16 protein-coding genes and 2 tRNA genes are annotated in these 12,993 nt (G+C 34.8%); 8 read left to right on the top strand and 10 right to left on the bottom strand.

Annotation, left to right across the window (positions count from 1 at the left end; all coding sequences use genetic code 11):
• The first annotated feature begins 176 nt into the window (after window positions 1-176).
• The 4 genes from JO950_RS03535 to JO950_RS03520 all read left to right on the top strand — a co-directional run bounded on the left by JO950_RS03535 (window position 177) and on the right by JO950_RS03520 (window position 4,050).
• Window positions 177-1,658: a helix-turn-helix domain-containing protein gene (locus tag JO950_RS03535; RefSeq protein ID WP_202701248.1), complete on the top strand. Its 1,482-nt coding sequence runs from the start codon at window positions 177-179 to the stop codon at window positions 1,656-1,658.
• Between the two features lie 487 nt (window positions 1,659-2,145).
• Window positions 2,146-2,862: a pirin family protein gene (locus tag JO950_RS03530; protein ID WP_017497774.1), complete on the top strand. Its 717-nt coding sequence runs from the start codon at window positions 2,146-2,148 to the stop codon at window positions 2,860-2,862.
• Window positions 2,863-3,036: 174 nt separating this feature from the next.
• Window positions 3,037-3,267 carry a (4Fe-4S)-binding protein gene (locus JO950_RS03525; protein ID WP_202701247.1) on the top strand — a complete coding sequence of 77 codons (231 nt, stop codon included), beginning with the start codon at window positions 3,037-3,039 and terminating at the stop codon, window positions 3,265-3,267.
• A gap of 249 nt (window positions 3,268-3,516) precedes the next feature.
• On the top strand, window positions 3,517-4,050 hold the full coding sequence (locus JO950_RS03520; protein WP_202701246.1) for a YceI family protein: 534 nt from the start codon (window positions 3,517-3,519) through the stop codon (window positions 4,048-4,050).
• A 118-nt stretch (window positions 4,051-4,168) separates the two neighbouring features.
• On the opposite strand, the gene JO950_RS03515 is transcribed toward JO950_RS03520, so the two are convergent.
• On the bottom strand, window positions 4,169-5,029 hold the full coding sequence (locus JO950_RS03515) for a helix-turn-helix domain-containing protein (RefSeq protein WP_202701245.1): 861 nt from the start codon (window positions 5,027-5,029) through the stop codon (window positions 4,169-4,171).
• A 185-nt stretch (window positions 5,030-5,214) separates the two neighbouring features.
• Here JO950_RS03515 and JO950_RS03510 point away from each other — a divergent pair, with 185 nt between their 5' ends.
• A complete protein-coding gene (locus tag JO950_RS03510) occupies window positions 5,215-5,577 on the top strand; it encodes a hypothetical protein (RefSeq protein WP_017497770.1) in 363 nt (120 codons plus the stop codon).
• A 72-nt stretch (window positions 5,578-5,649) separates the two neighbouring features.
• Window positions 5,650-6,525 carry an ACP S-malonyltransferase gene (gene fabD / locus JO950_RS03505; RefSeq protein WP_202701244.1) on the top strand — a complete coding sequence of 292 codons (876 nt, stop codon included), beginning with the start codon at window positions 5,650-5,652 and terminating at the stop codon, window positions 6,523-6,525.
• Between the two features lie 88 nt (window positions 6,526-6,613).
• On the opposite strand, the gene JO950_RS03500 is transcribed toward fabD, so the two are convergent.
• From JO950_RS03500 to JO950_RS03475, 6 genes are all read right to left on the bottom strand, one after another.
• A complete protein-coding gene (locus JO950_RS03500) occupies window positions 6,614-6,940 on the bottom strand; it encodes a hypothetical protein (RefSeq protein WP_202701243.1) in 327 nt (108 codons plus the stop codon).
• Window positions 6,925-7,119 carry a hypothetical protein gene (locus JO950_RS03495; RefSeq protein WP_202701242.1) on the bottom strand — a complete coding sequence of 65 codons (195 nt, stop codon included), beginning with the start codon at window positions 7,117-7,119 and terminating at the stop codon, window positions 6,925-6,927. The genes JO950_RS03500 and JO950_RS03495 overlap by 16 nt, the downstream gene beginning before the upstream one ends.
• A 120-nt stretch (window positions 7,120-7,239) precedes the next feature.
• Window positions 7,240-7,557, bottom strand: a complete 318-nt coding sequence (locus JO950_RS03490; protein ID WP_202701241.1) for a hypothetical protein — start codon at window positions 7,555-7,557, stop codon at window positions 7,240-7,242.
• A complete protein-coding gene (locus JO950_RS03485) occupies window positions 7,545-7,742 on the bottom strand; it encodes a hypothetical protein (protein ID WP_202701240.1) in 198 nt (65 codons plus the stop codon). Before JO950_RS03485 ends, JO950_RS03490 begins: the two co-directional genes overlap by 13 nt.
• A gap of 119 nt (window positions 7,743-7,861) precedes the next feature.
• Complete coding sequence (galE, locus tag JO950_RS03480) at window positions 7,862-8,875, bottom strand: UDP-glucose 4-epimerase GalE (RefSeq protein ID WP_202701238.1); 1,014 nt, start codon at window positions 8,873-8,875, stop codon at window positions 7,862-7,864.
• Between the two features lie 43 nt (window positions 8,876-8,918).
• Entirely contained in the window at window positions 8,919-10,052 is a 1,134-nt protein-coding gene (locus tag JO950_RS03475; protein WP_202701230.1) for a DegT/DnrJ/EryC1/StrS aminotransferase family protein, read from the bottom strand.
• 135 nt (window positions 10,053-10,187) lie between these two features.
• On the opposite strand from JO950_RS03475, the gene JO950_RS03470 reads away from it, so the two are divergent.
• Together JO950_RS03470 and JO950_RS03465 are read left to right on the top strand one after the other, a co-directional pair.
• Window positions 10,188-11,417: a 3-deoxy-D-manno-octulosonic acid transferase gene (locus JO950_RS03470; RefSeq protein ID WP_202701229.1), complete on the top strand. Its 1,230-nt coding sequence runs from the start codon at window positions 10,188-10,190 to the stop codon at window positions 11,415-11,417.
• A gap of 349 nt (window positions 11,418-11,766) precedes the next feature.
• Window positions 11,767-11,991 carry a hypothetical protein gene (locus tag JO950_RS03465; RefSeq protein WP_017497763.1) on the top strand — a complete coding sequence of 75 codons (225 nt, stop codon included), beginning with the start codon at window positions 11,767-11,769 and terminating at the stop codon, window positions 11,989-11,991.
• A 249-nt stretch (window positions 11,992-12,240) separates the two neighbouring features.
• Here the strand turns inward: JO950_RS03465 and JO950_RS03460 are convergent, their stop codons facing one another.
• The 3 genes from JO950_RS03460 to JO950_RS03450 form a co-directional block, all read right to left on the bottom strand.
• A complete protein-coding gene (locus JO950_RS03460; RefSeq protein ID WP_070908668.1) occupies window positions 12,241-12,621 on the bottom strand; it encodes a DUF1508 domain-containing protein in 381 nt (126 codons plus the stop codon).
• A gap of 169 nt (window positions 12,622-12,790) precedes the next feature.
• Window positions 12,791-12,876 (bottom strand) — tRNA-Leu (locus JO950_RS03455).
• A 14-nt stretch (window positions 12,877-12,890) separates the two neighbouring features.
• Window positions 12,891-12,963 (bottom strand) — tRNA-Gly (locus JO950_RS03450).
• Window positions 12,964-12,993 lie beyond the last annotated feature (30 nt).

The raw sequence follows: 12,993 nt of genomic DNA, 5'->3' as shown, positions 1-12,993 counted from the left end.
CTCCATTATTCGTCATTTTTTGCTAATAAAAGATCTTTTCTCCTATAACAATCTGACCGTTAATATTTTCTACACCACAATATTAGAAAAAAGTTTTTTACAAAACAAGCGAACGTTCGCTAAATTTACAAAAAACTTTTTTGGCGATTATTTTTAGATTACTTACATTTGATATTATGGATATCGAAAAAGACTATATAAAGCTGATTTTTGGGCTAAAACTCAAGCAGGTTCGCACTCAGAAAAACCTCTCTCTTTTTGGTTTGGCTAAACTGACCAATCTTTCAAAATCGTATTTGAACGAGATTGAAAAAGGAAAGAAATATCCAAAAACAGATAAAATTTTGCTTTTATGCGAACATTTGGATGTTACGTACGACCAAATGGTTTCTTTAAAACTGGACAACAACCTCGCTCCGATTGGAGAAATCTTAAAATCAGGAATTTTAAAAGAGATTCCTCTGGAGCTTTTTGGCATTCAGGAAGCGGACCTAATCGACATTATTGCCAATGCCCCCGCCAAAGTCAATGCGTTTATCAGCACCATTATTGAAATTGCCCAGCATTACAATCTGAGCAGGGAGAGTTTTTTCCTCGCCGCCTTACGATCGTATCAGGAAGCACACAGTAATTATTTTGAAGATCTGGAAGATAAAGTAATTGCTTTTTCTAAGTCCTTTCAGATTAATTTAGATTCAAAAATCACTATTAAGGAACTCGAAGCCATTCTAAAAGAGGAATTTGACTACACTATCAAAGAAATTGCCTTCACGGATCAGGAAGCCTTAGAAGATCTGCGCTCTATCTATGTCCCAAAAAGCAAAACCCTCTTACTTTCAACAGAAATCGACGATCCGCAGAAAGCTTTCATTCTGGCCAAAGAAATTGCTTACAATTACCTCAATCTATCCGATCGCTTACTGACGTTCAGCTGGATCAAGTTTGAAAACTTTGACCAGGTATTGCATAATTTCTATGCTTCTTACTTTGCAGGCGCTTTATTATTACCGAGACAATTGATCGTAGGTAAAATCAATGACTTTTTAAATAACGAAAAGCCAAATCCGGAAGAATTTGTAACGCTGATCGAAAGTTTTGAAGTTTCGCCGGAATCTTTTTATCAAAGATTAACTAATTTACTCCCTAAAGATTTCCATCTGAAGAACTTATTCTTTTTAAGAATGTCACATAAAATTGGTTCTGACGTTTATCAAATCAAGAAAGAACTGCACATCACCAATCAGCAGGAACCACATGCAAACGAAACCAACGAGCACTATTGCAGAAGATGGGTTTCGGTAAAAACCATAGACGAAGCAATCAAACAGAACAAACCACATTTTTTTGATGCTCAGACCTCAAGTTATGTCCATAGTGGAAATGAATACCTGGTTTTTTCATCAGCCACAAAAGATCCTTTCATCAAAGACAACATAAGAAGTATTTCGGTTGGTATTTTAATCAATCCAACCATGAAAAAGAAATTCAAGTTCATTGAAGGAAAACCGCTTGTCAAACGAATTGTAGGGGTCACCTGCGAAACCTGCGACGTAAAAGACTGCCTTGAAAGAGCCGCTCCGCCTATCGCATTGGAAAAGAAAAAACGCCACGAGAATACGGATACTGTTGTGCAACAGTTTATTGCGCAATACAGCTAGTCTTTTTTAGATTGTTAGACTTCTTAGATCGTTAGACTTCTTAGATCTTTGGATTATTAGATTATTAGATTATTGGATTGCTGGATTATTGAATTATTAGACTGTTTAGATTGTTAGACTTCTTAGATCTTTGGATTGTTAGATTATTGGATTGCTGGATTATTGGATTGCTGGATTATTGGATTGCTGGATTATTGGATTGCTGGATTGCTGGATTATTGGATTATTAGACTGTTTAGATTGTTAGACTTCTTAGATCTTTGGATTGCTGGATTATTGGATTATTAGATTGCTTAGATCGTAAACATGAAATCCAGCCCATCTCAATCGCTGCAAAAGCCTCTGTACCTTTGCAACTCTGAGCCTTTGCACCTAAAAACCTCAGCAACTCAGAACCTCAGCCCCTTTTTCTTAATCTACATTAAGTGCTTTTCAGGCATGTTGATCGTAAATTTGTACTATAAAAAATAACAAAACAATTATCATCATGGAAAATATAGTAATACACAAAGCAGAAACAAGAGGAAACGCAAATCACGGATGGCTTAATGCCTATCACAGTTTTAGCTTTGCGAGCTGGTACAATCCGGAAAGAATTCAGTTTGGAGCGCTTCGAGTTCTAAATGACGATACTATTGCGGGCGGAATGGGTTTTGGAACTCATCCTCACGATAATATGGAAATCATTACCATTCCGTTAGAAGGTGATTTAGCACACAAAGACAGTATGGGGAATACCGAAATCATTAAAAATGGTGACATTCAGGTGATGAGTGCCGGAACCGGAATCCAACATAGTGAGTTTAACCCAAATGCCGATCAGCAAACGAAGCTGTTACAAATCTGGTTGTTTCCTAACCAAAGAAATGTAACGCCGCGTTACCAACAAATCACTTTAGATGTTGCCGACAGACACAACAAACTGTCTCAGGTTTTATCTCCAAATGCTGATGATGAAGGAGTTTGGATCCATCAGGACGCCTGGTTTCATATGGGGAATTTCGATTCCGGCATCGCTACAACCTATAAATTAAAAAAAGAAGGAAACGGAGTCTACGTTTTTATCTTAAAAGGAAATGTAACGATAAACGGTCAGGAATTGAACACTCGTGATGCTATGGGAATCTCTGATTTTGAAACTTTAAACATCAAAGCCAACACTGAGGCCGAATTCCTGCTAATGGAAGTTCCTATGAATTATTAATTTGTAAGACACTTCACATACATTTCAAAAGAAGCGATAATTATACTGAATCACAGTACGTTATCGTTTCTTTTTTTTTCTCAAAGCACAAAAAAACCAAAAAGAAGTATTAAATTTATTAATAGAAAATTGGTCTGAATTTAAAACTAAAATTAACCGCAAAAATTTTCAATCATGAATCCAAATGACCTTACGAAAGAATATAGCAATGGAGAAGTAACCATTGTATGGCAGTCCCGGAAATGCATTCATTCTGCCAATTGTGTAAAAAACAATCCCGATGTTTTTCACCCAAAAGAAAAACCATGGATCATTCCTGAACGCTCTACAACAGAAAAAATTATTTCAACCATTCACAAATGCCCGTCAGGAGCATTAAGCTTTTACATGAATGACAAAAGCTAATTTTCTTGCCACAGATGAAAGAAATTTTTTCTGAATTGAAATATATTAATCCATGAAAATCATTTAATGCGTAGCAAAAAACTAAGACTCTTCCCTCTAACCGGGGGACTCTCAGAGCAACAATAAAAGATGCGATACTCCAAAAGTCATCGCATTTTTTATTTCTTAATCTAGGTTAAGTCCCTTACGCTCACTACCACCGTAACTTTGTCCTATCAAAATGAAATTAATTATTTAAAAGATAAAATTATGGCAACTACAAAATGGTCAATAGACCCAACACATTCAGAAATTGGTTTTAAAGTTAAACATATGATGTTTACAAATGTTTCAGGTAAATTTGGTACTTACGATGCAACAATCAATACAGACGGAGACAATTTCGAGAATGCTGCAATCGAATTTTCAGGAGACATTACTTCTATTGACACTGCAAATACAGACAGAGACAATCACTTAAGAAGTGGCGATTTCTTTGATGCTGAGAATCATCCAAAACTAACTTTCAAAGGTTCTTCTTTCAAAAAAATAAATGAAGGGAGCTATGAATTAACCGGAGATCTAAACATCAAAGGTATCTCAAAATCAGTAACTTTTCCGGTAGAATTTAGTGGAACTATGACTGATCCGTGGGGAAATACAAAAGTCGGATTAAATATCGAAGGAAAAATAAACCGTAAAGATTGGGGTCTAAACTGGAACTCAGCTCTTGAAACCGGTGGTGTTCTGGTTGGAGAAGAAGTAAAATTAAACATTGAATTACAGTTTGCAAAACAAGCGTAATCCGATTTTAAATTAAATTTAATTGGTGGCTAAAAGGGCTTCGACTTCACTCAGCCGGACATTTGATAACTTTAAAGCTCAAGTGCCGGGCTGAGCGAAGCCGAAGCCCAACTCTTTTTTACTTCTTATTCCTAAATTCCGTTGGCGATAATCCCGTTTGTTTTTTAAAGAATCTGGAGAAATACGAATAATCTTCGTAGCCTACTTTAAACGCTACTTCGTTAACCGCTAAATGCTTGTCAATCAACATTCTTTTTATCTCCAAAATCACACGATCCGTAATCACTTCTGTGGCCGTTTTTTGCAAAATTTCATTGCAGATGCGGTTCAAATGTTTTAAAGTAATACTTAACTTTTCGGCATAAAAAGACGGTAATTTTTCTTGTTTGAAATAGTGCTCCAAAAGCATTTCGAACTTGTCAATTTTAATATTATACGAATGCGCCTGATGTGAATAGGTTTCGTTGTATTTGCGGGCTATTTCAATATGAATACAATCCAGCAAATTCAACATTTTATCCAGTTGATATCGCCCCTCCTGAATACTTTCCTGAATTAATAAATCAAAATAAGGTCGGATTTTAGTGATTCCTTTTTCTTCAAAAACCATTTCCGGCCGATTGTGAATCGAATGGTAAAAATTATATTCGTTAATATTCTTCTGTCCGAAATATAAATTATACAACTCCTGTGAAAAAATAATCACAAAACCCTCAATATCTTCGGATAAGCTCCAATGATGCATTTGTCCCGGCTGTAGCACAAACAGGCTTCCCTTTTTAATTTCAAACTGATCAAAATCAATTTCGTGCTGTCCCGAACCTTTCGTAAAAAACACCATCAAATACGAATCATGCCGGTGTGGTTCTTCTACAAAACTGTGACTTTTTAAATGCTCTTTGAAGGTATTGACATAAAAATCACGATGAATATCATTACAGCTAAAATTCTGAACACTGTAAACCGGGTATTTTTTCATATCTGTAGAATTTATTTTTTATTGGTCACATATGCGATTGCCCAATCCTCTTTTTCGTTTACAAATTCGTTTAAGGCAGGCGATTTTACAATAAATGTCTTTATTGTGCTATAAGTAGCGAAGATATAAAAAAGACTTTAATCCTGTTCTGAATTACCTTTGTATAAATAAAAAACAACAAGATCATGTCAAGTGCATTAACTCATATTTTAAGCAACGAATGTCCTATTTGTCATAAAGGAAAGGTTTTTACAGATAAAAATATTTTTTTCACTTTTGGCCTTCCAAAGATGAACGAATTTTGCAGTCACTGTAATTATAAGTTTCAAAAAGAGCCTGGTTATTTCTTTGGTGCTATGTATGTAAACTACGGATTAACAGTCGCTCAGGGAATTGCAACATACTGTATTGCACAATTTTTCTTCGAAAAGAATTTCGATTTAAGGATTATTCCAATTATCGCTGTCGTCATTACCCTACTCACTTCTTTCAATCTTCGATTTTCGAGATTAGCATGGATTTACATGTTTAAGGATTATACGAAGTAAAAAAATGCTACTTTTGCCTTTCAATTGAAACTAATTTTCAATTCAAAAAAATTCAATCTTTAAATTAGACAAATGAAAGCATACGTATTTCCGGGTCAGGGCGCACAATTTACAGGAATGGGCAAGGACTTATATGAAACATCGGCTTTAGCCAAAGAATTATTCGAAAAAGCTAATGAAATTTTAGGTTTTAGAATTACAGATATCATGTTCGAAGGTACTGCCGAAGAACTAAAAGAAACTAAAGTTACACAGCCTGCAGTATTTTTACACTCTGTTATTTTAGCTAAAACTTTAGGAGACGATTTTAAACCAGAAATGGTTGCAGGACATTCTTTAGGAGAATTTTCAGCCTTGGTTGCCAACGGAACTTTGTCTTTTGAAGACGGTCTTAAATTAGTTTCTCAACGTGCTTTAGCTATGCAAAAAGCTTGTGAAATCACCCCATCAACAATGGCTGCGGTTTTAGGTTTAGCTGATAATACTGTAGAAGAAGTTTGCGCTTCTATTGACGGAATAGTTGTTGCGGCAAATTACAACTGTCCTGGACAATTGGTAATTTCAGGAGAAACTTCGGCTGTTGAAAAAGCTTGTGAAGCTATGAAAGCTGCCGGTGCAAAACGTGCTTTAATTTTACCTGTTGGAGGAGCATTCCACTCTCCGATGATGGAACCAGCAAGAGAGGAATTAGCTGCTGCAATTGAAGCCACTACATTCTCAACTCCTGTTTGTCCGGTTTACCAAAACGTAACCGCAAATGCTGTTTCGGATGCAAACGAAATCAAAAAGAACTTAATCATACAATTGACTGCTCCGGTAAAATGGACACAATCTGTTCAGCAAATGATCGCTGACGGCGCTACTTTATTCACTGAAGTGGGTCCGGGTAAAGTGTTAGCAGGTTTGATCAACAAAATTGACAAAGAAGCGGTTACTGCGAATGCATAATTAGTATTCAGTCTCAGTAACAGTTTTCAGTTACTCACTACATAAAAAAAAATCCTCATGAACAAGATTGTTTATGAGGATTTTTTTTTTATAACCCTTTTGCTTCTGCACAATAATTATTTATAATTCTTGCAATGAGGTAATTTTGATCTTTTTCATCAAAGAAGATATACCAGGTTGTCCTGACATTCGGTTTGTAAAAAACATAGTTTGAACCTAAATATTGAAGTGATTTTGAAGCTTTCTTATGGGAACAATTTTTTATTCTTTCGGGAACTGCTCGATAAATATTAGAAACATATTGTTCTGCAGATGCTATAAAACCAAAGTATTCATTTTTATACAATGTCATAACTAAATCATCAAGATACACAATCACCGAGAGTGTAAAAACAACTTCTATTTTCCCCACCATTCTCTAATCCTTCTGATTGATTCTGCTTTTGCTTCTTCCAGCGTTAATCCTTTTGCAAACTCGGCATCAAAATCAAAAGTTTCCCGATCGATTCCTTTAAAGTTAGATTTTTGAACTTCATATTCTACAGCAGGCTCTTCCACCTTGCTAGCTCTAGCTTCTTCTTTTTTCTTTTTCATAATTCCTACAATTTATTCTTACAAATTTATAAAAATAAATTAAGCCAAAAATAAAAATCCCAAATAATCTAAATAGATCATTTGGGATTTTTATCGCTTACTTTTCAAAAGGATTTGTTTTTACAGCTCTTTTGCTTCTGCACAATAATTATTTATAATTCCTGTAATCAAATAATTTTGATCTTTTTTATCAAAGAAGATATACCAGGTTGTCCTGCCATTGGCTTTATAAAAAACATAGTACGAACCTAAATAATGAAGTGATTTTGGTGTTTTCTTATGTGGAAAACTTGAAATACCTGAAATAACAAAATCAACTATTTTGCCTACATAATTCTGAGAGGACTCCAGATAACCAAAATACTCCTCTTTAAAAAGTGCAAAAACTAAATCTTCAAAGGAATTAAGAACTTCTTTTTCAAATATTATTTTTTCCACGAATAAGCCTCTATTCTTTTAAAAATTTCGGCTTTAAATTCTTCCGGCGTTAATCCTTTTGCAAACTCGGTATCAAAATCAAAAGTTTTTCGGTCTATTCCTTTAAAGTTAGATTTTTGAACTTCATATTCTACAGCAGGCTCTTCCACCTTACTAACTCTGGGTTTTTCATTTTTCTTTTTCATAATTCCTACATTTTATTCTTACAAATTTACAAAATAAAGTAAACCAATAAATAAAAATCCCAAATAATTTTTAGTTTATTTGGGATTTTTCTTATGTTTTTATTTTCGTCTGAAAAAAATTAAGAACGAACTTTCTGTTCCCATTTCCAGGCACTTGCCATGGCTTCGTCTAAACTTAATTGGGCTTTCCAGCCTAAAACATTATTTGCTTTATCTGTATTTGCGTAAGCTTCTGTAATATCACCTTCACGACGTGGCATAATCTTATAAGGTAATTTTTTATCGCTTACTTTTTCGAAACTGTGAATTACTTCTAAAACCGAGCTTCCTTTTCCGGTTCCTAGATTGAAAGTTTCAACTTTTTGTAAATTCTTTTTAGCCAACAAACGTTGTAAGGCAATTACGTGCGCTTTTGCCAAATCTACTACGTGAATATAATCACGAACTGCTGTACCATCAGGAGTTGGATAATCATCTCCAAAAACCGATAATTCCTGACGCAATCCTACGCCAGTTTGTGTAATGAAAGGTACTAAATTTTGAGGAACACCAATTGGTAATTCGCCAATCTCAGTCGTTGCATGAGCTCCAACCGGGTTAAAATAACGCAATAAAATTGCACTGATATTGGTTACTTTAGCTGTATCAGTAATAATTTCTTCACCTATCTGTTTCGTGTTTCCGTAAGGCGAAATCGCCACCTGTACCGGAGCATCTTCAGTAATTGGCATTTTTTCAGCCTGACCATAAACGGTACAAGACGAGCTAAAAATAAAACTCGCTTCAGGTTTTTGCTGCAATTCCTGCAATAAATACACTAATGAAGCAATGTTGTTTTCGTAATACAACAATGGATTTTCAACACTTTCACCAACTGCCTTTGAAGCTGCAAAATGAATTACTCCGGTAACATCGTTATGCTTTTTAAAAAACTCCCGCACCGACGCTTTTTCTCTTAAATCCAATTTTTCGAACAAAGGTGTTTTTCCTGTAATGGTCGTAATCCCTTTTAAAACGTCTTCTGTAGAATTCGAAAGGTTATCAATAATGACTACTTCAAAACCTTCATTTTGCAATTCTACAACGGTGTGAGAACCAATAAATCCTAATCCTCCTGTTACTAATACTTTCATTTTGCGGTTATTTTGTGCTGTTGTTTATTTGGTTTAATCTTTATTATTTATTCAAAAATTCCAAAACAGAATCGGTTATAAATTTGATTTGCTCATCATCCAGTTCTGTATGCATTGGCAAAGCAATTACTTCTTTTACCAATTGGTTGGTCACTGGAAACTGCTCTTCTTTGTAACGAGAATCAGCATAAGCTTTTTGTGAATGCAACGGAATCGGGTAATAAATCGCACACGGAATTCCTTTATCCAATAAATGCTGCATCAAAGCATTACGATCTGCATCAATAATTCTCAATACATATTGATGAAAAACATGATCATTTTGACTTGCATCAAATTCCGGCGTAATAATATGTGTATTTCCGGCAAAAGCTGCATTGTATTTTGTTGCCGCTAAACGACGTGCTGCATTGTACTCATCCAATAATGGCAATTTTGCATTTAGAACTCCGGCCTGAATACTATCCAAACGTGAATTCACTCCTACAACATCATGGTGGTAACGCTCATACATTCCGTGATTTACGATCCCGCGAATGATATGCGCTAATTTATCGTCGTTGGTAAAAATTGCTCCTCCATCTCCATAACAGCCTAAGTTTTTAGACGGAAAAAATGAAGTTGCCGCTACATGACCAATTACCCCTACTTTGCTTTTTGCTCCTGATTTAGAAATATAATCTGCTCCAATTGCCTGTGCATTGTCTTCAATTACATATAAATTATGTTCGGCAGCAATTTCCATAATAGCATCCATATTTGCTGCACGTCCAAATAAATGTACCGGAACAATTGCTTTTGTTTTTGGTGTAATCGCTTTTTTTAGCGCTTCAATATCGATGTTCATATTTACGACATCAACATCCACTAAAACCGGCGTTAATTGTAACAAAGCAATTACCTCAACCGTAGCTGCAAAAGTAAAATCGGCAGTAATTACCTCATCGCCCGGTTTCAAATCCAATCCCATCATGGCAATTTGCAAAGCATCGGTTCCGTTTGCACATGGAATCACATGTTTTGCCCCCAGATAATCTTCCAGATTTTTTTGAAACTGGTGTACTAAAGGACCGTTTATGTAAGTATTGGTATCCAAAACCTCCTGAATAGAGGCATCAACTGTAGTTTTTATTTTTTCGTATTGACTTTTTAGGTCAACCATTTGAATTTTTTTCATTTTCAATATATTTTAAAATTAAAGACTTGCATTTCATTCAGCGTCTCTAAAAGGAGGAACAAAAATAGTTATTTAATACCTTCAAACCAATGAAAATAATCGAAAGAACCGTAATTTAGCCACAAAAACAAACAGATGCTTTTTCTCTATAATTTAGTTATTTCTATTGCTGGCTTTTTTCTGAAAATTGTAGCACTTTTTAGTCCGAAAATTAAGCTTTTTGTCGAAGGTCGTAAAAATGTTTTCACGATTCTTGAAGAAAAGATAAGGCCTTCAGATAAAACCATCTGGTTTCATTCGGCCTCGCTTGGCGAATACGAACAAGGCCTGCCAGTAATCGAAAAAATCAAAGAAAAATATCCTTCCCACAAAATCATCGTTACTTTTTTCTCTCCTTCAGGTTATGAAGTACGCAAAAACAATACTGTTGCAGCTGTTACGCTGTACCTTCCATTGGACACTAAAAGCAATGCCAAGAAATTCTTAAAGCTAGCTCACCCTGAGTTGGCATTTTTCATAAAATATGAATTTTGGCTGAATTACTTAAATGAATTAGAGAAAAGTCAAATACCGACCTATTTAATTTCCGGAATTTTCAGAGACAATCAGATGTTTTTTAAATGGTACGGCGGTTTTTACAGAAAAGCATTAAAAGCATTCACTTACTTTTTTGTTCAAAACGAAAATTCAAAAGAAAAAATAAAGAGTATCGGCTTTGACAATGTGATTGTTTCAGGAGACACTCGTTTTGATCGTGTAAATGCTATTTTAGAAAGAGACAATACTTTGGATTTTATCGAAAAATTCAAAAACAATACCCCAACCATCATTATAGGCAGCTCTTGGCCTAAAGATGAAGCATTAGTAGCAGAATACATCAACCAGGCATCCGAAGATGTAAAATTCATCATTGCACCTCACAACATTAAGAGTGATCAGATCGCAAGCCTGAAAGCGCAAATTACTAAATCAACAATATTATTCTCCGAAAAAGAAAATGCCGACTTATCTAATTACAATGTCTTTATTATAGATACTATTGGATTGCTGACTAAAATTTACAGTTACGGGACAATTGCTTATGTTGGCGGCGGATTTGGAAATCCCGGAATCCACAATATATTAGAACCGGCTACTTTTGGAATTCCAATTGTAATTGGTCCCAACTACTCGAATTTCGCCGAAGCAATTGAACTGGTAGCCCTCAAGGGATGCCTTGTAATCTCGAACAATCAGGAATTAAAGCAAAATCTTGATCGTTTGCTTCAGGACAAAGCGTTTTTAGAAGAAAAGAGTCAAATTTGCAAATCGTATATTCAGAACAATAAAGGAGCTACAAACAGCATCATGAATATCGTCGCGTAACCTTTTTATACGAATCGTACGTGATTCAGAAACAACATTACTCACAAAAGGGCTCATTTAAGCTCTTTTGTTTTTTTTCAGCACCACCTAATATTCTAAAAAAGATAAAACAAACTGCAACCAAGAGGATAAAAACCCCCAATTCTCTTATTGAATCTTCAATAAAAAATAATTTAGACAAAACATACCGTAATTTAACATATTTTTATTAATTTGGCACATTATTTGATAAATAAGATAATCGTGAGCAATGAAAATATTTTAAAAAAAAAATAAAAAAATATTTTACATATTAAAAAATTTATATCTTTGCCACGAATTAATAATTAACCTTTTATAATAAAGTAAGATGAAAAAAGTATTTTTAAGTTTAGCTGTTGTTGCTGTTTTAACTGTTGTATCTTGTAAAAAAGCTGACGCTGCAGCTACTGAAGCTGTAGATTCTACTGCTGTTGCTGTTGATTCTGCTGCTGCTGTAGTTGATTCTGCTGCTGCAACTGTTGATTCTGCTGCTGCAAAAGTTGACTCTGCTGCTGCAAAAGTTGAAGAAGCTGCTGCTCCTGCTAAAAAGTAATTCTAAATTACTCAAAAAAATAAAAAGCTATCTCTCTGTAGATAGCTTTTTTTATGCCCTATACCCAACAAAACCACAACACCTTCCCTAACCATAACACACGTTATAAAAAAAAAAAAAAAAAAAAAAAAAAAAAAAAAAAAAAAAAAAAAAAAAAAAAAAAAAAAAAAACTGATAAGTCTTCAAAACTCACCAGGCTCTCATACAATTACCAAAACTCACAGAAAACAAAAGACACTCTTTTATTTCCTAATCCTCTACTTCTACTTCCTCACCCACAACTTCATCTTCAAAAATAGATTCACTTGAGGAAAAATCCAAAATCTCAGCTCTCGAAGCATAAGTCACAATTTCCTTGATTCCTTTCTGCAAAAGCAATTCCGTCGTATATTTTCGACTTGTAGCGAAATGAAGCTCTCCCAACATCAATTTAAAAAAATACCTTCCCCCAGCCCCTTTAAATTTTAAAAACCGAGCCATCTCTATATTTACCTTAAACTTCTCGATATCCTCTTCGCACTCAAACCTCAATTCATAACTAAGACTCGTAAATATCACCTTGCCCTTTCTCGAAGTAAATACGAATTTATATTCATCATTAAAACGCTTACTAATTACAAAGGCACCCATATTATTATTTTAGATTTTAGATTGTTGATTTTAGATTGTTGATTTTTGATCTTAGATTCTTAGATTCTTAGATTCTTAGATTCTCTAAAACAAATCTGCTTCGCAGATTTATTTTAGAACTCCTGGATTTACACCATAAAAAAAGCCTCTTCAAAAGAAGAGGCTTTAGTACTCAGAGCGGGACTTGAACCCGCACGAACATTGCTGTTCACTGGATTTTAAGTCCAGCGTGTCTACCAATTTCACCATCCGAGCATTAGATGATATAGAGCGAAAAACGGGGCTCGAACCCGCGACCTCGACCTTGGCAAGGTCGCGCTCTACCAACTGAGCTATTTTCGCATTTCAAATTCTAATTAAGAACTGCAACAC

The sequence above is a fragment of the Flavobacterium sp. UGB4466 genome, assembly GCF_903469665.1.
Classification (GTDB): Bacteria; Bacteroidota; Bacteroidia; order Flavobacteriales; family Flavobacteriaceae; genus Flavobacterium; species Flavobacterium lipolyticum.
This window is presented reverse-complemented; position numbering and strand designations above follow the sequence as displayed.

Excerpts from the sequence above, each read along its gene's own strand:
- JO950_RS03475 (WP_202701230.1), bottom strand. The coding sequence starts at position 10,052 with ATGAAAAAAATTCAAATGGTTGACCTAAAAAGTCAATACGAAAAAATA.
- JO950_RS03485 (WP_202701240.1), bottom strand. The coding sequence starts at position 7,742 with ATGAAAAAGAAAAATGAAAAACCCAGAGTTAGTAAGGTGGAAGAGCCT.
- JO950_RS03520 (WP_202701246.1), top strand. The coding sequence starts at position 3,517 with ATGGCAACTACAAAATGGTCAATAGACCCAACACATTCAGAAATTGGT.
- JO950_RS03470 (WP_202701229.1), top strand. The coding sequence starts at position 10,188 with ATGCTTTTTCTCTATAATTTAGTTATTTCTATTGCTGGCTTTTTTCTG.
- JO950_RS03465 (WP_017497763.1), top strand. The coding sequence starts at position 11,767 with ATGAAAAAAGTATTTTTAAGTTTAGCTGTTGTTGCTGTTTTAACTGTT.
- JO950_RS03500 (WP_202701243.1), bottom strand. The coding sequence starts at position 6,940 with ATGGTGGGGAAAATAGAAGTTGTTTTTACACTCTCGGTGATTGTGTAT.
- JO950_RS03530 (WP_017497774.1), top strand. The coding sequence starts at position 2,146 with ATGGAAAATATAGTAATACACAAAGCAGAAACAAGAGGAAACGCAAAT.
- JO950_RS03515 (WP_202701245.1), bottom strand. The coding sequence starts at position 5,029 with ATGAAAAAATACCCGGTTTACAGTGTTCAGAATTTTAGCTGTAATGAT.
- JO950_RS03495 (WP_202701242.1), bottom strand. The coding sequence starts at position 7,119 with ATGAAAAAGAAAAAAGAAGAAGCTAGAGCTAGCAAGGTGGAAGAGCCT.
- JO950_RS03510 (WP_017497770.1), top strand. The coding sequence starts at position 5,215 with ATGTCAAGTGCATTAACTCATATTTTAAGCAACGAATGTCCTATTTGT.
- JO950_RS03535 (WP_202701248.1), top strand. The coding sequence starts at position 177 with ATGGATATCGAAAAAGACTATATAAAGCTGATTTTTGGGCTAAAACTC.
- JO950_RS03525 (WP_202701247.1), top strand. The coding sequence starts at position 3,037 with ATGAATCCAAATGACCTTACGAAAGAATATAGCAATGGAGAAGTAACC.
- fabD (WP_202701244.1), top strand. The coding sequence starts at position 5,650 with ATGAAAGCATACGTATTTCCGGGTCAGGGCGCACAATTTACAGGAATG.
- JO950_RS03460 (WP_070908668.1), bottom strand. The coding sequence starts at position 12,621 with ATGGGTGCCTTTGTAATTAGTAAGCGTTTTAATGATGAATATAAATTC.
- galE (WP_202701238.1), bottom strand. The coding sequence starts at position 8,875 with ATGAAAGTATTAGTAACAGGAGGATTAGGATTTATTGGTTCTCACACC.